The sequence below is a fragment of the Gordonia sp. NB41Y genome, assembly GCF_030718915.1.
GTDB classification, from domain to species: domain Bacteria; phylum Actinomycetota; class Actinomycetes; order Mycobacteriales; family Mycobacteriaceae; genus Gordonia; species Gordonia desulfuricans.
The window spans coordinates 4,824,672-4,848,035 of record NZ_CP132196.1; the positions used below are offsets into that span (position 1 = coordinate 4,824,672).

Below are 23,364 nucleotides of genomic sequence, written 5' to 3' on the forward strand. Positions count from 1 at the left end.
ACGAAACCGATCGGACCAGGCGGCTTCGTCGCTGAATGTCGACCTCGGGTTGACTCTGTTAAACCTGTGACTATTGTGGCCCATGTTGCTGGATGGAAGGAGTGAGGCGCGGGGGCCGATCCGGTGCACCCGTGTCCGTACCGCGATGACCCAGACACGCTTCTCGCGAATGAGGATGTCGATCACCGCCGCCGCGGTTGCCGTGGCGACCGGTGCCGCGGTGCTCAGCGCTGTGACGACCGCCCCGGCGTCGGCGGCCCCTGCCGCCGGCACCTCGCTGGCAGGCAAGACCGTCTTCCTCGACCCCGGGCACCAGGGCAGTGCTGCCGGCCACAACCTCTCCCAGCAGGTCGTGGACGGTCGTGGGGGCAAGAAGGACTGTCAGACCACCGGCGCCACGGCCGTCAACGGGACTCCCGAGCACACCATCAACTGGGAGGTCGCCCAGTTGGTGAAGGCCGGCCTGGAGAGCCAGGGGGCGCGAGTGGTGCTCAGCCGTCCCGACGACACCGGATGGGGCGGCTGCGTCGACGAGCGCGCCGCCGCGGCGAGCCGTTCGGGTGCCGCGATCGCGGTGAGCCTGCACGCCGACTCCACCACCACCGGCACGGATGCCACCAAGAAGGGCTTCCACATGATCGTGCCGACCCTGCCCATCCCGGATGCCACGGTCAACGCCGTGCAGTCCGGCGAGGGCCGCAAGGCGTCGACGGTCATGCGTGACGCCTTTGTGCGCGCGGGATTCCCCACCGCCAACTACGCCGGCGTCGTCGACGGCATCCAGACCCGCTCCGACATCGCCGCGGTCAACCTGACCAAGGTGCCCGCGGTGTTCATCGAGATGGGCAACCTGTCGAATCCGGATGATGCCGCCGCGCTGACCGGCAAAGACGGTCAGCTGAAGTACTCGATGGCCATCACCGAGGGCATCGTCAACTACGCCAAGGGTGCCGCGGCCGCGTCGACGACGCCGAGCCCGCAGAACCTCGGTGCCGCGCCCGCGCCGGAGGCCACCCCGCAGGCGGGTGACGGCGAGCTGTCGGCGGTACTGCCGTTCGTCCAGAAGCTGCTCGGCACAAGCGATCCCGCCGAGATGGGCCAGCTGCTGCTGACCGACGGGCAGGATGCGTCGGCGCAGGTGCTCAACGCGATGCTGGTGGTGTTGTACGGATTGTTCGACGGCAAACTCCCGATCGGCTGAGGTCCGCCGGTCCGGCAGGGGCATCGTGGGTGAGCCGAGTTGTCCCGGTTCTGCTGAGCGTCACAGAATCGGTGGCTAGGGTCGAGGCATGTCGCTTCGAGATCTGATCCGGATGGATCCGCCGGTGCTGACGCTGCGGGGCCGCAAGGTCCTGATCACCGGTGCCGCGAGTGGGATCGGGCTGGCCACCGCGCAGGCCGCAGCCCGGGCCGGCGCCGAGCTGGTGCTCACCGATCTGCACGCCGATGCCCTCGACACCGCGGTCGCCGCGATCATCGACGCCGGCGGGACGGTGCTGTTCCATGCCGCCGGGGACGTCTCCGACTACGACTGGGTGCACGGCTTCGCCGGGGAGGTCGACGCCGAGGTCGGCGTGATGGACGTGGTGATGAACATCGCCGGTGTCTCGGCCTGGGGGACCGTGGAGAACCTCGAACACCGTCACTGGAGGACGATGGTCGACGTCAACCTGATGGGCCCGATCCACGTGATCGAATGCTTTGTACCCCAGATGGTCCGACGCGGACACGGTGGACAGCTGGTCAACGTGTCGTCGGCGGCCGGGCTGATCGCACTGCCGTGGCATGCCGCCTACAGCGCCAGCAAGTTCGGTATCCGCGGGGTGTCGGAGGTCTTGCGTTTCGACCTGCGGCGCCACCACATCGGGGTGTCGCTGGTGTGCCCGGGAGGTGTGGACACTCCCTTGGTGAACACCGTCGAGATCGTCGGCGTCGACCGCGAGGACCCGCGGGTCATCAAGCAGATCAACAACTTCCACAAGGTGGCGGTGAGTCCGGAGAAAGCGGCAGCGGCCATCCTGGCCGGGATTCGCAAGAACCGCTTCCTGGTCTACACCTCCTTCGACATCCGCTTCGGCTACTGGTGGGCCCGCAAGTTCGCGCTGCCGTACGAGGTCGTGATGCGCATCGCCAACGACCGATTCGACCGACTCGCGCAGATCAGTCGTGTGGCACAAGGGGACTCGGCGGTCACCGGCTCCGACGTCGAGTCCAACCACGGGTGAACCCCGACGCCGCCTTCCGCAAGGTCCGCCGCGACGTCGACCCGGATTTCTTCGCCGCCGAGGCCGCCGGTCTGGGGTGGCTGGCCGCGGCCGGTGCCCCGGTGGTCGAGGTGGAGTCGGTGTCTCCCACCGGGATCACGCTGCGCCGACTGACCACGGTCCGGCCGACGCCGGAGGCCGCCACCGCCTTCGGGGTGGCACTGGCCCGCATGCACGACGCGGGTGCCGACGCCTTCGGGGCGCCGCCGGCCGGCTACACCGGATGCCAGTTCATCGGTGAACGGCCGTTGAGCTCTGTCATCCACGACAGCTGGGGCGAGTTCTACGCCGCCGAACGTGTCGAGCCCTACCTCGCGCCCGCGATCGAGGCCGGTTTTCTCGACACCGCCGACGCCGAGGCCACCCGGGCGGCCTGCACGCTGATCGCGTCCGGGGCCTTCGACGACGCCGATCCGCCCGCCCGCCTGCACGGCGACCTGTGGAGCGGCAACGTGATGTGGACACCCGACGGTGTGGTGATGATCGACCCGGCCGCACACGGCGGGCACCGCGAGACCGATCTCGCGATGCTGATGCTGTTCGGCTGCCCGCATCTGGAGGCCGTCCTCGACGGCTATCTCACCGCGCATCGGCTGCGGCCGGGGTGGCGTGAGCGGGTACCGCTACATCAGCTGCATCCACTGGCGGTGCACGCCGCCGGTCACGGACCGGCCTACGGTCAGGCACTGGGCCGAGCCGCCCGGGCCACTCTCCGGTCGGCCGGCGACGCGACGTGACCCCGGCCCCGCGATAATCGTCGGGTGACCGTCGATCCCACGTCCCGTGACGCCCGTCCCTTCGATCTGCTCGACCCGTCGGTGCTGGTGGTGTCGGCCACCCGCTCGGAGGCCCGGTACATCCCGAAGGGAACCCGGTTGCTGATCACCGGGATCGGCAAGGTGGCGGCGTCGATGGCGCTGACCCGCGAACTGTCGGCGCGCCCGCAGACCCGGCAGGTGATCAACATCGGCACCGCCGGTGCCCTCCACGACCACCACTCGGGGCTGTTCGTGCCGTCGCAGGTGATCGAGCACGACATCAGCAGTGCCGAACTCGTCGCGATGGGCTATCCGGTGGTGGACCGCTGGAACCTGCCCGACGGCGACGGCACCGTGCTCGCTACCGGCGACACCTTCGTCGCCGACAGCCTGCGCCGCGCCGAACTGGCCGAGCGGGCCGACCTCGTCGACATGGAGGGCGGTGCGATCGCCCACGTGTGTGCGGCGTTCGAGGTGGAATGCCGGCTGATCAAGATCGTCAGCGACCCCGCCGACGAGACCGCGATGGACTGGCCTGCGCTGGTCGACGATGCGGCCCGACGGCTGGGGGACTGGCTCACCGGGCGGTGACGACCGGGCGGGTGGTCTGGAGCCGCCAGTCTGGTCGTCGGGTCGGCCGCAGGGATTGGGACCCGAGCCGGGGCCGTCAGTGCTGTCGGCGGGTCCGTGCCGGACGGGGCGCCGCGGCGGTCTGGCCGGCTGCGGACTCGTAGCGGTCGAGGTCGGCCGCGGCGGAGCGGGGACGGGGCCGCGGAGTACCCGCGGCTGCCGCTCCGGTGCCCGCAGCACCGGTCGTGGCCGCCTCGCGGGCGTTCTCCTCGGCCGCCCGACGACGTCGCGCCCGGGCCTCCTGCTGGCTTCGCTCACCGGACGTGGCACGTTCGGCGTGCTGGGCTCGCTCGCCCGCCGCGGTGCGTTCACCGGACTGACGGCGGGCACCGGACTGGGCCCGGCGGGGCTCCTCGGCTGCCCTGGTGGTTGCGTCGGTGCGTGCGGTGGTGCCGTTCGTGCTCGCCGCCTGCGCGGTGGCGTCGGGCCGCGGCTTCCGGGTCCGGGCGGCGTCGGCCTTGCGGGTGCGACCCTCGGCGGCGACGGCCCTGGCGGACCCGCGCTCGCTCCGTTCGTGCTGTCCGGCGCGAGGGGTGCCGGGGTCGGCCCGCCGGGATGTGGGGTTCTTGCCGGCGGCAGGCTTCTTGGCGGCAGCGGCCGACGAGCTCGTCGCGGTCGGGTTCTTGGTGGCGGCCGACGTGCGTGTGAACGGCGAGTCGGAGCCGGGCCGGGTCAGGTACCACCGGCCCACCACCACGACGAGGGTCACCAGGAAGGTGATCGCCATCCACGGGAAGTTGCCGGCGATCGGCAGCAGCACCTTGAGGATCAGCGACTTCAGTTCCGACGCCTGATCGGCGGATGCGTAAAGCGCGATGAGTGCGATGACGAACGAGATCAGTGGCGGCTGCGCGGCGGCGGTGAACAGCGCGCGGCGGCGGACCGCGAGGGCGGCGAGGACGCAGCCGACCAACTGGCAGAAGTTGAAGGCACCACCGATGGTGCTGTTCGCCGAGGTGTCGATGATCGCACCGATCGCGGTGATGACCGTCGCGATGAGGATCGCTCCCCACCAGGGGACCCCGCGCACACTCGGCAGGACCGACTGCTGGTCCACGGGCACCGTCGAGGAGCTTGACTGCGGGAAAGGCACAAGTAGACGGTACCGGTTGCGACGCGATTTCCCGTGAACCGCCGGGTCATGTTGGTCATTCCGACCGAGGTCAGGTGTCTGCGTGTACGCCGCCGGCATCACGGATCGTGTCATGGATCACGCGAGGACTGGTCGGTTCGTCCAGATTGCCCAGTGCCTCCAACGATGCCAGCTTGCGGGCGGTGACCCCCACCCGGCTGTCGAGGGCACCGACCGTCGAGTTGTAGGCCTCCACCGCACGCCGCAGTGACACCCCGACCCGGTCGACATGGCCCAGCACGGTCTCGAGCCGATGGTGCAGTTCCACACCCAGTTCGTGGATCACCGCGGCGTCGCGGGCCATCGCGTCGTGCCGCCACCCCAAGGCAACCGTCCGCAGCAGCGCCACCAGACTCGACGGTGTGGTCAGCACCACGTTCTTGGCGAAGCCGAAGTCGATCAGTCCGGGGTCGCTGCGCACCGCCCACTCCAGGACGGCATCCCCCGGGACGAACAGGACCACCATCTCCGGACTGTTGGGCAGCGCCGCCCAGTAGGCCTTGGACGAGAGTGTCTTGATGTGCGCGCGCACGGCCTGCGCATGGGAGGCGAGGAGTTCCTCACGTAGCGCCGGGTCGTCGCATTCGGCAGCGTCGAGATAGGAGTGCAGCGGCACCTTGGCGTCGACGACGATGCTGCGTCCCCCGGCGAGACGCACGATCATGTCCGGGCGTTTGGCCTCGTCGGTGCCGATGGTGACCTGGGTGTCGAAGTCGCAGTGCCGCGTCATACCGGCCAGCTCCACCACCCGCTCGAGTTGCATCTCGCCCCAGCGTCCCCGCAGGTGCGGGGTGTGCAGCGCGTTGGTGAGTGCGCGGGTCTGGTCGCCGAGACGGGTGGAGGCCGCATGCACCCCGCGGACCTGCTCGGTGAGTCCGGCATAGGCGCCCACCCGGTTCTGCTCGACCCGACGCAGTTCCTCGGCGAGTTGCCCGACGAGCGCGCGCAGCGGATCGACGATGTGGGTCATCTGCGCGCCGATCGCAGTGGACTGCCGTCGCGCCGCATCCTCGGACGCCGCCGACAACGACCGCCCGACCAGCTCCTGGGACTCGCGGACGGCCTCGGTCTCGGCGCGGGCGGTGGCCACCGCCGACGCCGCCCGGCCGGTGGCCGCGAACCATCCGATGGCCACGCCGGCCAGGACGCCGACGACGAACGCGATGAGGGCAAGGGTCATGGCCGAGATGATGCCGGAGACCTCCGACAGAAATGAGCGGGCTTCGTCGGTGGTGGTCTCGTCGGCCACCACCCTGGATGGTCGCCAGCTGACGTCGGCCGGCTGTCGGCGGATGTGGCGCGTGACCACTTTGGATTGTTGAGGCGGGACCGAGCATCGCGAGGCCCCGTGTCGAAACCCGGTGAGTCGAGGGTGTTGGTGACCACCTCGAAGGTGGTGGTGGCGTTGCGGGGTTGGCCGGCGGAGATTTCGACACGCCTTGTCGCTGCGCTCCTCGTCGGATCGATCAGCGGATTAGGGGTGCGTTGATCACGGTGGATGGTTGCCATCTGACGTCGGCCGGCTGTCGAGGCCTGTGTGGGCGGATGTGGGGGTGCGACCACGGTGGATGGTTGAGCCGGGACCGAGCATCGCGAGGACCCGTGTCGAAACCCGGTGAGTCGAGGGTGTTGGTGACCACCTCGAAGGTGGTGGTGGCGTTGCGGGGTTGGCCGGCGGAGATTTCGACACGTCTTGTCGCTGCGCTCCTCGTCGGATCGATCAGCGGATTAGGGGTGCGTTGATCACGGTGGATGGTTGCCATCTGACGTCGGCCGGCTGTCGAGGCCTGTGTGGGCGGATGTGGGGTGCGACCACGGTGGATGGTTGAGCCGGGACCGAGCATCGCGAGGACCCGTGTCGAAACCCGGTGAGTCGAGGGTGTTGGTGACCACCTCGAAGGTGGTGGTGGCGTTGCCGTGTTGGCCGGCGGAGATTTCGACACGTCTTGTCACTGCGCTCCTCGTCGGATCGATCAGCGGATCAAGGCGCTTGTCGAGCAGCAGCGTCGAACGACGACAGCCCACTCACTTCGCCCGGACGGACTCCCGGGCCAGTAGCGACTGCTTGATCGGTAGGCCGTATCGGAATCCGCCCAGCGACCCGTCGAACCGTTGCACGCGGTGGCACGGGACGAACAGTGCGGCCGCGTTGCGGGAGCAGGAGCTCGCCGCGGCCCGGATGGCCTGGGGTTCGCCGGCCAGCTCGGCCAGGGCGGTGTACGTGATGGGCGCACCCGCCGGCACGGTTCGCAGCGCCGCCCAGTTCTTCTCCAACACCGGGCCGGACTTCTGGGTGACCGGGATCGCCGCAGGGGCGTCGAAGTCGCCGTCGTAGTAGGCCTCGACGGCGGCGACGATCGGGCCGAGGGAGTCGGAGCGCCGGAGGTCCGACGGCCGCAACGCGCGATTGACCAGAGCGAGTAGGTACTCGGGCTCGTCGGTCCAGCCGGATGCGAGCACCGTCGCGGCATCGTCGGCGATCACGGTGAACGCGCCGTCCGGGGTGACGACGGTGGCCCAGACGGCCACATCGGTGGCGTCGGTGGTGTGCGGATCGGTCATGGGTGCTCCTCAGGGGACGGGGTTGCGAGAGTCGGGGTGAACAGGCGGTGACGCCACAGATGCATGGATGCATAGGAACGCCATGGTGACCAGTGGGCGGTGTCGGCGAGGTCGAGTCCGAGGTCGGCGGCGGCGTGCCGCACCACCAGGTCGTGATGCAGCAGGATGTCGGGATCGCCGGTGATCTGCAGGGCGACCTGATCGGCGGTCCACGGCCCGATCCCGGGTAGTGCGAGCAACTGTGCATGTAGATCGGACGCAGCGACCCCCGCGTGTAGTTCCACCGAATCGCCGGCAATCGCCGAAGCGGTCTCGACGATCGCCCGGATTCGCCGTTGTGGCCCGGTCAGGACCGCGGCACCGGACGCCGCGATGGTCGCCGCGGTGGGAAACCGGCGCCACCCTCCCGGCCAGCCGGTCGGTTCGCCGAGCCGGGCGACCAGCGCGGCGATGTGGGTGCGGGCCGCGGCAACACTGATCTGCTGACCGATCATCGTGCGGATGACGGTCTCGGCACCGTCCACCGAGCCGGGTAGCCGTACTCCCGGGGCAGCCGCCACCACCGGGGCGAGCACCGCATCCGCCGACAACGCCTCTCCGACCGCCGCGGTGTCGGCATCGAGGTCGAACAGGCGGCGCAGCCGGTTGACGGCCGCACCCAGATCCCGCAGGTCGAGGTGCTCGAGGCGGGTGAGCAGATAGCCGTCGGCGGGTGAGATCACCGCAAGCGCGGGACCGTGGGCGAGGTCGAGAACGCGACGATACGACCAGCCGCCCTCCGGATCGGGGACGAGTTCCTCCACGCCCGCGACCGCGTGCGCGGCCAGCCGATGACCCAGCCAGGCGGCGTCGAAGGGACGACGATGCGCCAGGCGCAGGACGATCACCGGGGAGTCGTCGGATGAGGCATCTGCGCCGACGGCCGGCGTCGGCGTGCGTCGGCGGGCCCGCAATTGCGTCGGTGTCACCCCGAACACCTCACGGATGGTGTCGTTGAACTGCCGGATGCTGGCGAATCCCGAGGCAAAGGCCACCTCACCCATCGGTAGTTCGGTGCACTGGGTCAGGATGCGGGCGTTGGTGGCCCGGTGTGCGCGGGCCAGGGCGAGCGGCCCGGCACCCAGTTCCGCGGTGAGCACCCGGGTCAGATGACGCTGCGAGTAGCCCAGGCGCCGGGCCAGTCCGCCGACGCCGTCACGTTCGACGGTGCCGTCGGAGATCAGGCGCATCGCCCGCGCGGACAGGTCGGCACCCAGATTCCAGCGGGGTGAGCCGGGGACCGCGTCGGGCAGACACCGCAGACATGCCCGGAAGCCGCGGGCCTGGGCGGTGGCCGCGGTGACGACGAAGTCGACGTTGCGGGGCAGCGGTGTGCGGGATGGACACGACGGCCGGCAATAGATGCCGGTGGTGCGTACGGCCACGAAGAACTGTCCGTCGAACCGGGTGTCGCGGGCCTGCAGCGCTCGGTAGCAACGGTCGAAATCGAGGTCGACGGTGGTGGTCACCTCTCCACCCTGACATCGATCCGGCGTTCGGGCTGGCGGAAATCGGCCACGGCGGCGGAACGGCCGGTGAGGGGGCGTGCGGGGGTCTGCACACCACCTCGGGATGCCGGTGGAGTGCAATGGGACAACCGGGTGACGTAGATCATAGTTCGTGTCACGATGTCACCATGAGCACAGGGGAGATGCAGCTCGCGGACTATCCGGAGTGGGGACTCGACATCATGCGGGGACTGTACGGCTGTGATGCCGTCGAAGCCGAGTGCGCCCGCGGACGGCGTCGCAGACCGGTGCACTGCGAGCCGGTTCCGCCGCTCTCCCCGCTGCAGGCCGAGCTCGAGGCACTCGACGCGGTCGGCGAGCTGGTGGTGTCTTTTGTGCGCCGCAGGGTGGCCGCGCATCGTCGTCGCACCCGCGTGCACTGACCCGACAGGCATCCGGAAGCCGCTGCCGCCGGGTTCACCGACACCGGCCGCGGTGACATCGATCCCTGCCCGCTGACGTCCGGGCCGTGCCTGCGCGCCGCGATGCGGTCGTTATGTGAGGATCGACGCGTGACCGACGCCGCAGCGCACGATTCCGACAGCGCTCCCGAACCCGACGGATCCGTCGAGGCCGTGAAACCCGACCAGTATCCGACCCGTACCCAGGTCTTCCTCGGAGGTCTGCGATCCAGCGCGATGGTCGGCGCCCAGTTCATCCTGTGTGTCGCCGCATTCGCCGTCCTGATGTGGGTGGTCGGCCGGATCTGGGTGATCCTGCTGCCGGTGCTGTTCGCGATCATCGTGTGCACGCTGCTGTGGCCGCCGGTGCGGTGGCTGCGTAACCGCCGGGTACCCCCGGCCGCGGCGTCGCTGCTGATGATGCTGATCGGCGTCGGTGTCCTCGGCGGGGTGATCGGGCTGATCGTGCCGTCGATCATCGACCAGGCCCCGGACCTCGCCTCGCGTGCCATCCAGGGTGTGCACGAGTTGCAGGACTGGGTGCAGGGGCCGCCGCTCAACATCCGCGACGAGCAACTCGACAACGCCGTCCACGCGATCACCGGGAAGCTGCAGTCGAGTGCGTCGACGATCGCCTCCGGGGTGTTCAGCGGTGTCGGCACCGCCACGTCGTTGCTGGTCACGTTGTTCACCACGCTGATCCTGGTGTTCTTCTTCCTCAAGGACGGTCCGCGGTTCGTGCCGTGGCTCGACCGCACCGTGGGCGCGTCGGTCGGCACCCACCTCGGCGAGGTCCTGACCCGGATGTGGAACACCCTGGGCGGCTTCATCCGCACCCAGGCGATCGTCAGCTTCATCGACGCCTTCTTCATCGGCCTCGGGCTGTTCATCCTGCAGGTCCCGCTGGCCGGAGTGCTGGTGGTGATCACCTTCCTCGGCGGGTTCATCCCGATCGTCGGTGCCTTTGTCGCCGGGTCTCTCGCAGTGTTGATCGCGCTGGTCTCCAACGGGCTGACCACCGCGCTGATCGTGCTCGCGATCATCCTGGTGGTGCAGCAGTTGGAGGGCAACGTGCTGCAGCCGTGGCTGCAGGCCAAGTCGATGGACCTGCACGCGGTGATCGTGCTGCTCGCGGTGACCCTCGGCGGCAGCCTGTTCGGTATCACCGGAGCCTTCCTCGCCGTGCCCGCCGCAGCGGTGATCGCGGTGATCCTGCGCTACCTCAACGAGCAGATCGCGATCCGCGTCGGCGAGACACCGCCCGGCCGAGAACCTCCTGCCGTCGACGATCCGGTGCCCGACGGGGAGGCCTCGCCCGACCCGGCGTGACCGGCCGATAGACTGTGCGCCCGTGAGTCTCACCCTCGGTATCGTCGGGCTGCCCAACGTCGGCAAGTCCACCCTGTTCAACGCGCTGACCCGCAACGACGTGCTCGCCGCGAACTACCCGTTCGCCACCATCGAGCCCAACATCGGCGTGGTCGAACTGCCCGACACCCGGCTCGTCCGGCTCGCCGAGATCTTCGGCAGCGAGCGGATTCTGCCCGCCACCGTGTCGTTCGTCGACATCGCCGGCATCGTCAAGGGCGCCTCCGAGGGCGAGGGCATGGGCAACCAGTTCCTGGCCAACATCCGTGAAGCCGACGCCATCTGCCAGGTGGTCCGCGTCTTCGCCGACGACGACGTCGTGCACGTCGACGGCCGGGTCGATCCGCTCGCCGACATCTCCGTGATCGAGACCGAGCTGATCCTCGCCGACCTGCAGACCATCGAGAAGGCCATCCCGCGCCTGGAGAAGGATGCACGCAAGAACAAGGACCTCCTCGAGGTGCTCGAGGCCACCAAGAAGGCCGAAGAGATCCTGACCTCGGGCAGCACCCTGTTCGCCGCGAAGGACTCCTTCGACACCTCGCTGGTGCGCGAACTGCACCTGATGACGGCCAAGCCGTTCCTCTACGTGTTCAACGCCGACGAGTCGGTGCTCACCGACGACGCGCGCAAGGCCGAGCTCAAGGCCTCGATCGCACCCGCCGACGCGGTGTTCCTCGACGCCAAGGTGGAGAGCGAACTGCTCGAGCTCGACGAGGCCGACGCCCAGGAACTGCTCGACTCGATCGGCCAGGACGAGCCCGGCCTGCGGTCGCTGGCCCGCGCCGGCTTCCACACCCTCGGCCTGCAGACCTACCTGACCGCCGGTCCCAAGGAGTCGCGCGCCTGGACCATCCACAAGGGCGACACCGCCCCGCAGGCTGCCGGCGTCATCCACACCGACTTCGAGAAGGGCTTCATCAAGGCCGAGATCGTGTCCTTCGACGACCTCGACGCCGCCGGCTCCATGGCCGCAGCCAAGGCTGCGGGCAAGGTGCGGATGGAAGGCAAGGACTACGTCATGCAGGACGGTGACGTGGTGGAATTCCGGTTTAACGTCTAGCGTTGTTGACGCCCTGCGTTATGGGTTGTCCGCGTGATCAGGTCGTTCGGCAGCAAGGACACCGAGCGCATCTGGCACCAGCAGTAGGTCAGGCGCGTCGATCGGACGGTACAGCGGACGACCCTGCGGAAGCTCGAGCTGATCCATGCGGCGAAGGATGTCGAAGACCTCCGGGTCCCGCCGGGAACCGGCTGGAGGACTTCATCGAGGGCTTCGGGATCACGCAGAACAAGCTGGCCGTTTCGATCGGTGTGCCGCCGCGCCGAATCGACGAGATCGTGCACGGCAAGCGAAGGATTGCCGCAGACACGGCGATTCGGCTGGCGCGGTACTTCGGAACCTCCGAAGAGTTCTGGATGAACCTGCAGTCCCACTATGAACTGCGGATCGAGCGGCGTGCCCTGGGCGACCGGGTTGACGGTATCGAGCCGCTCGGGACCGCCTGACAGTGCCGGAGTCGCAGGGGCCGTCGTACGTGCAGGGAGTTGAGTTCGTGACGACCGTGTCGGGTGACTTCGAACTGACCATGGATGAGCTGCGTGTGGTTGCGCGCTTCGTCGCTGAGACTGCTCAGCGCATCCTTCCGGCGTTTGAAGAAATGCATCCAGATGATCCGCGACCACGTGTTGCCGTGGACTCCGCATGGACGTTTGTGAACGGCGCACCCCGCACCAAGCTCCAGCGCATGGCTTCGCTCGACGCACGCCGCGCGGCCAAGGAATCGTCCACCGAGATCGCTCGCCTCGCCGCTCGTTCTGCCGGTGATGCAGCTGCCGCCGCGTACCTGCACCCGATCGCGCAAGCCAGCCAGGTCGGGCACATCCTGCGTGCCGCCGCGAGCGCCGCGCGCATTGCAGAACTCCAGGCGGACGGCGACCCTGCATGCGGAACTCGAGCAATCGAGGAGGCCTGTCGACGCGCTACGCCGACCCTGATCGATGTCCTCAGCCGGTACCCGGTTGCGCCGGCCACCAAGACCCGAGTCTCCCAGCTCCAAGCCGCACTGGATGCTTCGCTTCGCGCGGCCCACTCGAGAGCACGCTGAACCTCGCGCACACGCTGTTCATGCTCACCGGGCCCGGTGAGTCTTCGTCTGGCAGATGGTTCTCCGTGCCGGAACTCGGTGGAGTTCCGGTTCTTGCTCTAGATCTGGCAGTTTCCGGGGCATGCGTGAGCACACTGGGCGGACGACTCGCCGTCTCAGCGCGCCCCGTCAACCCGACAAGACAAACACCCGCGTTTCGCGATCATCGGTATCTGAGGCAAGCGCCCGCGTTTCGCGATCGTTCTAGATCTGTGAGGCGCCGGCGCGCGTTTGAGCCTCTGGTGTTTCACCGCGGTCCGTGACCCGGTCCGTCAGCGCTGGCTTGGTGACTCTTGTGGACCGGGTGGGTAGGTCCCTTGGGGTGGTGGGGTTTCGGGGCTGGGTCTGAGCTCCGGGAGCAAGGGTGCGTGTCGCTCCGGTGACCGGGGTGGGCATCGCGTAGTGCTCTATGAGTTACCGACCAAAGTGACTCAAGAGAAGGACACGTACGCGATGACCCAGGACGATTCTTCGTTGCTGGCCGAATTGACGAACTCTCGGCGGTGATCGGCGCCAGCCGTTACGAGCGTTCACAAGGCCGTACAACCCACCGTAATGGGCACCGGGACAAGACGATCACCACCACTGCCGGAGACGTGCAGGTGAAGATCCCCAAGCTGTGGGAGGACTCGTTCTTCCCGTAGCTCCTCGAACGCCGCCGGCGGTTCGATCAGGCGTTGCATGCGGTGATCATGGAGGCCTACGTCCATGGTGCGTCGACCCGCAACGTCGATGGTCTGGTCAAAGCGCTCGGTGGCGATTCAGGGATCTCCATATCAGAGGTCTCCCGGATCTGCCACGGGCTCGATGAGCACGTCAAAGAGTTCCGCGAACGCACGCTCTCACATGCGTCGTTCCCGTACTTGTTCCCCGACGCCACCTACTGCAAGGTGCGTGTCGGCGCGCACGTGGTCTCCCGCGCGGTGGTCGTGGCGATCGGCGTGACGATGGACGGCACTCGGGAGGTGCTCGGCACCTCGGTCGGTGACAGCGAGTCCTACGAGTACTGGAATGAATTCCTGGCCAGTCTGCGTGAGCGGGGCATATCCGGGGTGCATCTGGTGATCTCCGATGCCCACAAAGCGGCGATCAGCCGTCAGTTCACCGGCGCAGCGTGGCAACGGTGCCGGGTGCACTTCATGCGCAACATCGGAGCGAAGGTCTCGGCGAAGAACATACCGCCGGTGATGGCGGCGATCACAACGATCTTCGCGCATACGGAGAAGGACGATGTTGCAGCACAGTGGGATTCGGTTGCAGACATGCTTGAGAACCAGTTCCCGAAAGTCGCCGCCATGATGCGCGGAGCGAAACCCGATGTGCTCGCGTTCGCGGATTTCCCGAAGGCTCACTGGCAGAAGATCTGGTCCAACAACCCGATCGAGCGACTGAACAAGGAGATCAAGCGCTGCGCTGACGTCGTCGAGACCTTCCCCAACGATGCCGCGTTCCTGTGGTTGGCGACCGCCGTGGTGATCGACCAGCACGACGAATGGCAGGTCGGGCGCCGCTACCTGTCCGAGGTCTCGATGACCGAACTGCGGAACTTGTCAAGGGAGTTGAGTCCAGCAGGTGTTACGCGACTGTCATTTCAGCCTCCACAGCGGCCAGAGAATCCTCGGCCGGCTGATTGATCCACACTGCATCGGGCAGGGCCAGGATCTTCGGCAGCGCCGTGGTGCCGAAGCGGTGCGGGTACCGCACACGGGCCGCATCGAGCACCTGCCGGCGATCAGCGGCCTTGCCGGCCGCCAGACCGAAATGGACGTCGGCCGGGGTATGCAGCCCGATACCGCTGTGGCGATGCTCGTGGTTGTACCATTCGGCGAACTGCATCATGAATTCCCTTGCCGCACCGAGTGATCCGAACCGTTCCGGGAAACCGGGACCGTACTTGAGGGTCTTGAACACCGCCTCCGAATACGGGTTGTCGTTCGAGACCCGTGGCCGTGAATGCGATCGGGTGACCTCGAGGTCCGCGAGCAACGTCGCGACGGACTTGCTGGTCATCGACGTACCGCGGTCGGCGTGCACCACCTGCGGGATGCCGTGTACCGCAAAGATCTGTTCCATCAGTTCTCTTGCCAGTACACCTGATTCGTGCGCGTGAACGTGCACGCCGACGATGTAACGCGAGTAGATGTCGATCATCACGTACGCGTCGAAGTACTGGCCCTTCACCGGCCCGGCGAGTTTCGTGATGTCCCACGAGTACACCTGCCGGGGCGCGGTCGCGACCAGTTCGGGGCATGCCTTCGCTGGATGCCTGGCAACCCTGCGACGTTCGTTGACCTGGGCATTCTCACGCAGGATGCGGTACATCGTCGACACCGAGCACAGGTAGATGCCCTCGTCGAGTAGCTGGGCGTAGATCTCGAGCGGCGCCTGGTCGACGAACCGATCACTGTTGAGCACCTCGAGGATGCGCAGGCGTTCGAGTGCGGTGAGCTTGTTCGGCGGCTCGACTGCGGGTGTGGGTGTGGGCGTCGCCGGCGGTGTCGGTGCGGTCGCGGCAGTGCGGTGCCGGACCGCCGTTGAACGGACCACACCGGTCAACGCGCTGGCCGTTCTCGTCGACACCCCTGCCTCGGTCAATTCGTTCCACGCCGCTGTCAACGCGTGGTCGGCTTGTCGTCCGAGTCCGCTCTCTCGGAAAGTGATTCCAAGAGAGCGTGTGCTTTTCCCATGATATCCAGGGCAGCTTCGGTGGTGGTGAGCCGTTTGTTTGCCTGGGCGAGCTCCCGTGTGAGGCGGGCGATCTCGGCCTGTTCGGCGGTGAGCTTGCCGACCTTCGTGCCGGCGGGTTTGCCGGCGAGGACCCCGGCGTCGCGTTGCTTGCGCCACTCGCTGATCAACGACGAGTAGAGGCCTTCGCGTCGCAGGTAGGCCCCGCCGCGGCCGTCTTCGCATGCCTGCTCGTACGCGGCCAGGTGCGCGAGCTTGTCGGAGGGGCTGAACACGCGTCGGCGGCGGGGGCCGTCGGCTCGAGGGTGGGTGGAGACCATGTGGTCATTGTCCTCGACCGGAATGATGGTGGAGATCGTCATGGTGGGGTTGATCCGTATCTCGCCCTGCTGGCGGAGTTGCTGTGAAGTGCTGGACTCAACTCACCCTGGCATGCAGGGACGGCGACGTGGTCGAGTTTCGGTTCAATGTGTAGTTGTTGCCGCTTGTGAAGCGGTGGAACGGTCGGCGTCGAATCGCGGCGCGGCATGGTCGGACGATTGGCACTAACGGTGAGGGCCGGTAGCCGCGAATGAACGGCAACGCATCGTCGGGACCACTCGCATTCGTCGACAGTGCAACGGTGGAGGCACTGACGCCGGTCGGCGCACCTCCGGACATCGGTGGCGCCGCGTCCTTCGCTCACGTCGAACCGGTCAGCCGATTCCCCCGTCTTTCATCATCGCGGTGAGCGCTTCCTGGGCTCGGGGCGAGTAGATGACATTCACGTACCGGCCGTTCGTGCCGGTTCCCTCGTAGGCGGCGATTCCCAACACGGAGCCGGCGGCGGTCGGCGTCGTGCCATCGGCGGTGCGTTCGATCAGGCCGGCATTCTCCAGCGCGCGGTTGAGCGCGACGACCGAGAGGTTCTGGTGCTTCGGAATCCCGTGGGCCGTATCCCAGTGCGCGACAAGGTCCCTGCCGATCATGTAGCCGGGTTGATCGCGACCGACGACGTCGAAAGCGCTGCCGCTCGGTGTTGTGGTGGCGACCGTCTCGGCAGCCGCTACCGGCGGGGTCGGGTGGTTGGGTGCGGCGCTGGGGGCCGTCGCCGTCGGATGCGCGAACTCGCAGGCGTCCACGGTCGCGAGCTTGCGGACCAGGGAGAACACCGGTCCGTCGTCCTTGCGTCGGACCGCTCCGCCGAAGACGATGAACAGATCCTTGGCTCGGGAGACGGCGACGTTCATGAGTTCGAGGGTGGCGTCGACGAAGGATGCCTGGGGCGAGTTGTCGCCGTACACCGATGAGAAGAGCACCACCGGGCGCTCGGCGCCCTGAAGCCGATGCGCGGTGCCCACGGTGATCTTCTTCGACAGGCTCGCGTCGCCGATCTCGCGGATCTTGCGTGAGATGAGCCTGGCCTGCGCAGCGAAGGGGGTGACGACTCCGATGACGGCGCCCGGGCTGGTGCCGTCGGCGTTGTAGATGTCGTCGAAGTAGTCGTAGTTCGCGACGACCCACTCGGCGACTGCGACCGCTTCACGCTCGTTCACCCGACTCGAGCCGCTTCTCTTGTCCTGCGACCCGGACACCTCGCAGAACAAGAACGGGCTCGGCGTCTTGCCGTCGAGCTTGTACCCGTCGAGGGGACGGCTCGGGACGAGCAGTCCTTTGTACAGCAATGCATTGCAGTAGTCGACGATGCCGGGGTGGCAACGGAAGTGCTCGGACAGGAACAGCCCGGGCAGCTCGTCCCCGCCATAAGACCAGATACCGGCCGTACTCGCGGCGGCCATCACCGACGAATGATCCGACGATGTGAGCCCGCGCTCCTCCAGTGCGGTCCATCGCTCTGAAAGTCCATGAACCGCTGCGATCTCCGAATCGGAAACCGGGTCGATGCTCCATACCGGCGCCAGCTGCCGAACATCGCCGACCACCAGGGCCCGCTTGGTCACGGCGAAGGCTGCGGCACCGACCGAGGTGTCCACCTGGCCCGCTTCGTCGACGATCAGCAGATCGGCGCGCCCGTGGTCGAAGGTGTGGCCGCCGCCCTTCCTGGACAGCTTGAAATACTTGGGCAATTGGTAGGCGGTCATGACGAAGCATGGCGTCAGCGCAGGAATCTGCTCCCAATACCGGCCCATCACTTCTGCGGTCGTCCGCCAGCGATCGTCCTTCCGGATGAGTGACTCACCGGCGGCTGCCCGTAACCACTCGGCCTCGTACAGGTGGATCGCGAGCCAGAACTCCGTGTACCGGGCGGTGGTATCGAGGAGTCTGTCGAGCTGAAGAAGGCTTGTGGCGTAGGCGATCTGAGCGCCGGTGGCGTCGTCGATATTGCCGAGGCGCTGGATCCACCGAACCGCATCGTGCACCTCGGGTGTCGGAGCCGATTCTCTGATGACCTGGTCCGCGGCCATTCTGTGCCGACCGCGAGCGTCGTCGACGCGCATGGACCATTCCGTCACCCAGTAGTCGTAGAACGAGACGTAGTCCGAAAGGCTCTGCCGGCGGCCCGCGGGTTCCTTCGGATCGTGGTTCGCCTCGATGACGAAGCGCTCGTCGTCGGGGCGACTGTTCGGATAGGCCGCTGCCCGAGAACGGGTTTCGGCCCAGAACTCCAACCGGGACCGGTAGTGCTCCCGTTCGCGTTCGATGTGCTCGATCTGACCTTCGAGAACGACCCTGTCCCTGGCAGCGGGTGATCCTTCGGCCTTCGCCCGCGTGGTGATCAGCACCCTGCGACTGTGATCGACCCGGGAGAGTGCAGTGCGCAGCGCGCTGATCGCATCGGCGAGCGATGTTGCCACCCGCACCATCCCGCCGGAGGAATCGGCATACTCGCGAAGCCTCGTGAGAAAGAACCCCGTTGCCTGGGCCACGTACTCAGGCTCCGAATACTCCGAGTACACACCGCGTTTCCGGCTGTCCTCGACCAGATATCCGTTGGCCCGAGCCTCTCGCGCCTTCTGTTGGGAAGGGCAGTAGGTGGCCAACCCCGACAACGACTCGCCGGTGGCCCCGTTCTCGTCGGCCCGCGGAAGCCACCGACGGTCCAGCGGTCCGGGCATGTCCTTGGCGACCGAGTTGAACGAGTCGATGATGTTGGTGACGGCCTGGTTGTTGGTCGACGTTCCGACGATCAGCGGCGCCCGAAGACCGTCGAGAGCATGTCGGACGATGGTGCTGGCGACGACCGACTGCAGCATCGTCGTCTTCCCGGTTCCCGGAGGACCGCTCACCGCGGTCAGCGGGTTCTGGCCGAGAGTGTCGAGGGCGAACCCATGCACCGCCCGGCGCTGGGACGGCGTCAGCGGATGCCGATCACTCATGCTGCCGCAGGACGCCAGGGCGGCGGGCACGAGCGTGGTGAGATCGCTGTCGATCGTGTCCGAGGGTCGTCGTTGTGTCCCGGTGAGCGAGACCAGCCGTTCATAAGCCGGAACCTTCGGTTGCTTGTCCGAGAGGAACTTGTAGAGATCGAGGATCGCCCCGTTGGCGATGATCACCTCCTGCGTGGAGATGAAGCACCTGTCGCGGATGACCTCGGTACCGGCATCGGCGGCCATCCGGTCGAGGTCGGGAGCCGCGACCGCGGCAAACGTCCGCTGTGTCGCCTGCACCGCGGCAGCCCAGGAGTCGGCTTTCGACACCTCCCGCGGCCACGTCTTCAGCCGGTGGCTCCAGAACGACGCCAACGGGCCGACCATGACCTCGAGGTCTGCCACCTTGGCGGAGCTCAACCGGCCGGCCGGAATCCAGGGTGGCTTCGACTCGAGGTCGGCGTCGAGCGTGCCATCAGGTCGCACGGAGGCAGGCAGCAGTAGAAGGCCGTTCTTCTTCACTCCCTCCAGGGTCACGAGCGAGATCACCACATCGATGGGTTTCGAATCCTCGGGTGGCATCTCCGGCGTCGATGTCCGGCCACTGCCGGACCGCCGTCCGGGCCCGGACTTGCGTTCGTTCGCCTGGTGGAAGAGTGCAGCCGTGGTGGCGGGGCCCAACCGGCCGGAGGTGACCTCGTCGAGCGAGGTCTCGTCGAACGGCGAGGACGAACCGAAGTCGAAGTCTTGAAGATTCGCCCGCTCCTGGACGTCGCGGTAGTAGCGAGTGAGGCAGAGAGTGGCCTGGTCCATCGTGCCCTTCCCGAAAGGCGTCATGAGTGCTCAGAATCTAGCAGCGGGGACCGACCGAGAACGGTGACCGGAGCGTGGCGATCACGGTGATGTCGGTCCACTGGTCGACGGCGTGACCGAGATTCGGACGACGCGGCTTCCGATAGCTGCTCTAATGATGGGCATGTCGCTCGTCGACCGTGCGCTCACCGCGTTGGCTCGCCAGCTCGGTGAACCGACCGGGTTCGCAGGCCGAATCGTCGGACGGTTGCTCAATCGGACCAATCGGTCGATCGTCATCGCGGCAGTCGCCGCCACAGAGTGCGGACCGGCGGCCCACGTCGCCGACATCGGTTTCGGCGGCGGCGTCGGACTCGAGGCCCTGCTCGAATGCGATGGCACGGTTGTTCACGGTGTCGAGATGTCGGAGACGATGCTCGCCGAAGCACGGCACCGCTTCTCCTCGGACATCGCTCACGGGCGGCTACATCTGCAGTCCGGCCGGATGGAGAGTCTGCCTCTCGCCGATTCCGCGTTGGACGCGATCATCTCGACGAACACGATCTACTTCGTGTCCGATCTCGCCACCGCGCTGCGTGAACTGGCCAGGGTCCTGCGGCCGGGCGGGCGATTGGTACTCGGAGTCGGTGACCCCGACCAGATGTCCACAATGCCCTTTACCCGCACCGGGTTTCGGCTGCGGCCGATCGACCGACTCGTGTCGGCCCTGCGCGACGCGGGTTTCGATCCGATCGACGACAGGCGCGTGGGTGACAAGCCGGGGGCCTTCCACCTTCTGGTGTGCGACCGGCCGGTCTGATCGTCCGACTTCCTTGCGCCACTGGGGAAGTGCCTAGATGGCCGTCGACGGATCACACGCGGCCGGAATCCGTTCGACGTGCCCGCTGACCGACGCGGATCTGCGCTGAACGACGGTCAGGTCACGGCAGCGTTCCAGGTCGGGGCAACATCGGCGAACAGCGGGAGGGCCGGCAGCCCTGCTTCCTACGATCAGATCGTGCAGACAGTACTGTTCGTCCTGGGCTTGGTGCTGTTCCTCCTGGGTTTGGTCACCGGACTCGCGGTCCCGGCGGTGAAGAACCCACGGATGGGACTGGCCAGTCACCTGCAAGGTATGACGAACGGACCGTTCCTCATCGTCGTCGGCCTGCTCTGGCCGTATCTGGAACTGCCTCACGTGTGGCAGGTCGTCACGGTGGTGCTGCTCGCGTATGGCACCTATGCCAACTGGCTGGCAACGCAACTGGCGGCGATCTGGGGTGCCGGTCACAGGTTCGCGCCGGCGCGGCGGGGGCCCACACCTCGACGCGGGCGAGGGAGGGTGCCGTCGACTTCCTGCTGGTGTCGCTCGCGCCCGCCATGATGGCGGCCACGATCATCCTGATCGTCGGCGTCGTGCGGTGAGGATGACCGCTGATGTCACCGGAGTGCTTGTCATCGCCGGGCTCTCGATTCGACCAGGCGACGGTTCGGGCAGCGGACCCGAGACGATCAGTCGCCCCGATCCCAGTCCGCCACATCGCACTGGCCGTCGGTGTCGGCGCCGGTCGCCACCACGGTCCCGTCGACGCGTAGCCCGATCGTGTGCGCCGATCCCGCGGCGATCGCGGTGATGTTCTTCCACTCGTGGACATCACACTGCCCGAAGTCGTTGTCCCCGACAGCATGTACGGTGCCGTCGGCATAGAGGGCGACGGTGTGGCGGCTACCGGCCGCCACCGCCGAGACATCGCGCCAGTCCTCGACGTCGCACGCGCCGCTGCGGCGGTCTCCGGCGGCGACGACCATCCCATCACGCCGCAGGCCGACCGTGTGCAGATGGCCCGCGGAGACGGCGGTCAGATGCCGCCACAGGCCGACGTCGCATTGCCCGCGAGCATTGTTGCCGGTGGCGCAGGCACTTCCATCGGCACGGACTCCGACCGAATGCCAATCTCCGGCCGCGATCCACACGATCTCTCGCCACGCATCGACGTCGCACTGGCCTTCGCGTCGACGTCCGCCGGCCACCACGGTGCCGTCGCCACGCAGGCCCAGGGTCGTCCGCCATCCTGCGGCGACCGCGGCGATTGCAGTCCATCCGGCGACATCGGTCTGGCCGTCACCGTTCCATCCGGTGGCGACGACGGTGCCGTCGGCACGCAGACCGACAGTGTGGGAGCGGCCGGTGTTGCGGCCCGCGTGGACATTCCCGGCCGCGACCGCCACGACATCCGACCAGCCGCCGACATCGCATTCACCGGCGCGGCCGTCGCCGCACGCGAGGACGGTGCCGTCGCCTCGGCAAGCCAGCGAGTGCCGCCGACCGGCAGCCAGCAGCGCCATACCGTTCACCCCGTTCCGCTCGTCGACCGTGGCTCTCATCTAAACACCGGGGGGCAACCATCGTTTCGCGGACAGCCGGCGTAACCATCACCGGAAAATGGTTTGCCGCAGGCGAAACAAGCTGCCAGTCTCCAGGAATCGACGACGGAGAGCGGAAGGCGTGAGCGTGGACAACGGTGTGCCCGATGTCGTGCGGCTGGGACCCGACGATGCGGGCGAGATACTCACCCTGCAGCGCGCGGCGTACGTCAGCGAGGCGATCCTGCACGACGACCTCACGCTCCCGCCACTGGTGCAGACCCTCGACGAGCTGACGGCCGAACTGTCCGATCCGGACGTCACCGCGCTCGGGATTCGCCGCGATGGTCGCCTCGTCGCCGCTGTCCGGCTCCGAACTCGGGGTGACACCGCCGAACTGGGGCGCCTGACGGTCGTGCCGGACCTGCAGGGGCGCGGGCTGGGAACCCGGCTGCTGACGGCGATCGACGATCACCTGCCCGAGGAGATCGATCGGGTCGAACTGTTCACCGGGGAACGCAGCGTCGCCAACATCGGCCTCTACCGACGCCTGGGATACATCGAGACGCGACGCGAGAACATCGGCGACTACCACCTGGTGTTCATGTGCCGCAGGGTGTGAGGCGCAGGAAACCATGTGGGGCACTATCCGTGGCTGCGGCAGGAGAGACCGGCGTGACAACAGACGACACCAGACCGGGCGACACGCGGTCGCTACTGCGAGCACTGCCGGCGCTGGCGGGTGTCGCTCCGCCGCTCGACCTCGACGCCGTGCCGGACCATCCGGTGACACTGTTCCTCGACTGGCTGGACGTCGCGATGCGCCATGCCGTGCCCGAACTGCACGCGATGACGATGTCGACGGTGGATGCCACCGGTCTGCCCGATGCGCTGGTCCTGGTGCTCAAGGACGTCGATGCGCGCGGCTGGGCGTTCGCGAGCACCAGGACGAGCGCGAAAGGCGGTCAGCTCGCCGCGAATGCGCACGCGGCGCTCACGTTCTGGTGGCAGCCGGTCGTCCGGTCGGTCCGAGTGCGCGGGCATGTGGTCGAGGCCTCCCGAGACGAGAGCCTGGCCGACCTTGCGGCCCGCAGTGCAGCGGCACGCGCCGACGTCGACCCCGACGACTGGACCCTGTGGCGGGTCGTGCCCAGCCGGGTCGAGTTCTGGCAGGGGTCATCTGACCGACGCCACCTCCGCATCGTCTTCGATCGGGACGGCGACGACTGGCGACGGCAGATCTGAGTCCGGTCCGCCCGGTTCGATGCAGATCCGCACCGGGGGAGGAGGCCGGCGTCCAGAACATCCTCATCCAGGACGCGCCGAGTCGACACCACGGATCATTTCGCATTCCCGTTTGACCCCGCCGCCGTGGACATCGTCGTGAATGTTCTGCGTGGGGACCG

19 protein-coding genes and 2 pseudogenes are annotated in these 23,364 nt (G+C 67.5%); 14 read left to right on the forward strand and 7 right to left on the reverse strand.

Going from position 1 to position 23,364, the window contains the following annotated elements; translation table 11 throughout:
- Positions 1-169 precede the first annotated feature (169 nt).
- The 4 genes from Q9K23_RS20880 (at position 170) to Q9K23_RS20895 (ending at position 3,613) form a co-directional block, all read left to right on the forward strand.
- Positions 170-1,201: an N-acetylmuramoyl-L-alanine amidase gene (locus Q9K23_RS20880; protein ID WP_261978117.1), complete on the forward strand. Its 1,032-nt coding sequence runs from the start codon at positions 170-172 to the stop codon at positions 1,199-1,201.
- An 88-nt stretch (positions 1,202-1,289) separates the two neighbouring features.
- Positions 1,290-2,225, forward strand: coding sequence for an SDR family oxidoreductase (locus tag Q9K23_RS20885; protein ID WP_053778712.1), 936 nt, complete (start codon positions 1,290-1,292; stop codon positions 2,223-2,225).
- Complete coding sequence (locus Q9K23_RS20890; RefSeq protein WP_053778711.1) at positions 2,222-3,001, forward strand: fructosamine kinase family protein; 780 nt, start codon at positions 2,222-2,224, stop codon at positions 2,999-3,001. The genes Q9K23_RS20885 and Q9K23_RS20890 overlap by 4 nt, the downstream gene beginning before the upstream one ends.
- A gap of 24 nt (positions 3,002-3,025) precedes the next feature.
- Positions 3,026-3,613 (forward strand): nucleosidase, encoded by a 588-nt coding sequence (locus tag Q9K23_RS20895; protein WP_261978116.1) that lies wholly within the window; start codon positions 3,026-3,028, stop codon positions 3,611-3,613.
- A gap of 76 nt (positions 3,614-3,689) precedes the next feature.
- Here the strand turns inward: Q9K23_RS20895 and Q9K23_RS20900 are convergent, their stop codons facing one another.
- From Q9K23_RS20900 to Q9K23_RS20915, 4 genes are all read right to left on the reverse strand, one after another.
- Positions 3,690-4,709: a DUF6542 domain-containing protein gene (locus Q9K23_RS20900; RefSeq protein ID WP_053778710.1), complete on the reverse strand. Its 1,020-nt coding sequence runs from the start codon at positions 4,707-4,709 to the stop codon at positions 3,690-3,692.
- Positions 4,710-4,815: 106 nt separating this feature from the next.
- Complete coding sequence (locus Q9K23_RS20905; protein ID WP_053778735.1) at positions 4,816-5,964, reverse strand: DNA recombination protein RmuC; 1,149 nt, start codon at positions 5,962-5,964, stop codon at positions 4,816-4,818.
- Positions 5,965-6,809: 845 nt separating this feature from the next.
- A complete protein-coding gene (locus tag Q9K23_RS20910) occupies positions 6,810-7,346 on the reverse strand; it encodes a methylated-DNA--[protein]-cysteine S-methyltransferase (RefSeq protein ID WP_059037035.1) in 537 nt (178 codons plus the stop codon).
- Positions 7,343-8,854: an Ada metal-binding domain-containing protein gene (locus tag Q9K23_RS20915; RefSeq protein WP_053778708.1), complete on the reverse strand. Its 1,512-nt coding sequence runs from the start codon at positions 8,852-8,854 to the stop codon at positions 7,343-7,345. The genes Q9K23_RS20910 and Q9K23_RS20915 overlap by 4 nt, the downstream gene beginning before the upstream one ends.
- Positions 8,855-9,021: 167 nt before the next feature.
- Between Q9K23_RS20915 and Q9K23_RS20920 the strand changes: the two genes are divergently transcribed.
- From Q9K23_RS20920 to Q9K23_RS20945, 6 genes and pseudogenes are all read left to right on the forward strand, one after another.
- Complete coding sequence (locus tag Q9K23_RS20920; protein WP_053778707.1) at positions 9,022-9,276, forward strand: hypothetical protein; 255 nt, start codon at positions 9,022-9,024, stop codon at positions 9,274-9,276.
- A 102-nt stretch (positions 9,277-9,378) separates the two neighbouring features.
- On the forward strand, positions 9,379-10,623 hold the full coding sequence (locus tag Q9K23_RS20925) for an AI-2E family transporter (RefSeq protein ID WP_082366124.1): 1,245 nt from the start codon (positions 9,379-9,381) through the stop codon (positions 10,621-10,623).
- 22 nt (positions 10,624-10,645) lie between these two features.
- On the forward strand, positions 10,646-11,725 hold the full coding sequence (gene ychF, locus Q9K23_RS20930; RefSeq protein WP_053778706.1) for a redox-regulated ATPase YchF: 1,080 nt from the start codon (positions 10,646-10,648) through the stop codon (positions 11,723-11,725).
- 191 nt (positions 11,726-11,916) lie between these two features.
- Entirely contained in the window at positions 11,917-12,171 is a 255-nt protein-coding gene (locus Q9K23_RS20935; protein WP_053778734.1) for a HigA family addiction module antitoxin, read from the forward strand.
- Positions 12,172-12,218: 47 nt separating this feature from the next.
- Positions 12,219-12,770, forward strand: a complete 552-nt coding sequence (locus Q9K23_RS20940) for a putative immunity protein (RefSeq protein ID WP_053778733.1) — start codon at positions 12,219-12,221, stop codon at positions 12,768-12,770.
- Positions 12,771-13,294: 524 nt separating this feature from the next.
- A pseudogene (locus tag Q9K23_RS20945) lies at positions 13,295-14,443 on the forward strand (IS256 family transposase); the annotation flags it as partial.
- On the opposite strand, the gene Q9K23_RS20950 reads toward Q9K23_RS20945, so the two are convergent.
- Both Q9K23_RS20950 and Q9K23_RS20955 read right to left on the reverse strand, forming a co-directional pair.
- A protein-coding gene (locus tag Q9K23_RS20950) for an IS3 family transposase (RefSeq protein ID WP_305950258.1) occupies positions 14,385-15,856 on the reverse strand; the annotation gives its coding sequence in 2 pieces (ribosomal slippage) (positions 14,385-15,487 and positions 15,487-15,856; 1,473 coding nt in all). The pseudogene Q9K23_RS20945 and the gene Q9K23_RS20950 overlap by 59 nt on opposite strands.
- A 333-nt stretch (positions 15,857-16,189) precedes the next feature.
- A complete protein-coding gene (locus Q9K23_RS20955) occupies positions 16,190-19,639 on the reverse strand; it encodes an AAA domain-containing protein (RefSeq protein WP_305950262.1) in 3,450 nt (1,149 codons plus the stop codon).
- An 88-nt stretch (positions 19,640-19,727) separates the two neighbouring features.
- Between Q9K23_RS20955 and Q9K23_RS20960 the strand changes: the two genes are divergently transcribed.
- Both Q9K23_RS20960 and Q9K23_RS20965 read left to right on the forward strand, forming a co-directional pair.
- Entirely contained in the window at positions 19,728-20,414 is a 687-nt protein-coding gene (locus Q9K23_RS20960) for a methyltransferase domain-containing protein (RefSeq protein ID WP_348533950.1), read from the forward strand.
- A gap of 198 nt (positions 20,415-20,612) precedes the next feature.
- Positions 20,613-21,019: pseudogene (locus Q9K23_RS20965) on the forward strand (hydrogenase).
- An 87-nt stretch (positions 21,020-21,106) separates the two neighbouring features.
- Here Q9K23_RS20965 and Q9K23_RS20970 read toward each other — a convergent pair.
- Entirely contained in the window at positions 21,107-21,979 is an 873-nt protein-coding gene (locus tag Q9K23_RS20970; RefSeq protein WP_261978097.1) for a chromosome condensation regulator, read from the reverse strand.
- Positions 21,980-22,100: 121 nt separating this feature from the next.
- Here Q9K23_RS20970 and Q9K23_RS20975 point away from each other — a divergent pair, with 121 nt between their 5' ends.
- Both Q9K23_RS20975 and Q9K23_RS20980 read left to right on the forward strand, forming a co-directional pair.
- On the forward strand, positions 22,101-22,580 hold the full coding sequence (locus Q9K23_RS20975) for a GNAT family N-acetyltransferase (RefSeq protein ID WP_261978098.1): 480 nt from the start codon (positions 22,101-22,103) through the stop codon (positions 22,578-22,580).
- A gap of 53 nt (positions 22,581-22,633) precedes the next feature.
- The gene (locus Q9K23_RS20980) at positions 22,634-23,203 is read left to right on the forward strand and encodes a pyridoxamine 5'-phosphate oxidase family protein (RefSeq protein WP_020794047.1); all 570 of its coding nucleotides are present in this window, start codon (positions 22,634-22,636) and stop codon (positions 23,201-23,203) included.
- Positions 23,204-23,364: the final 161 nt, after the last annotated feature.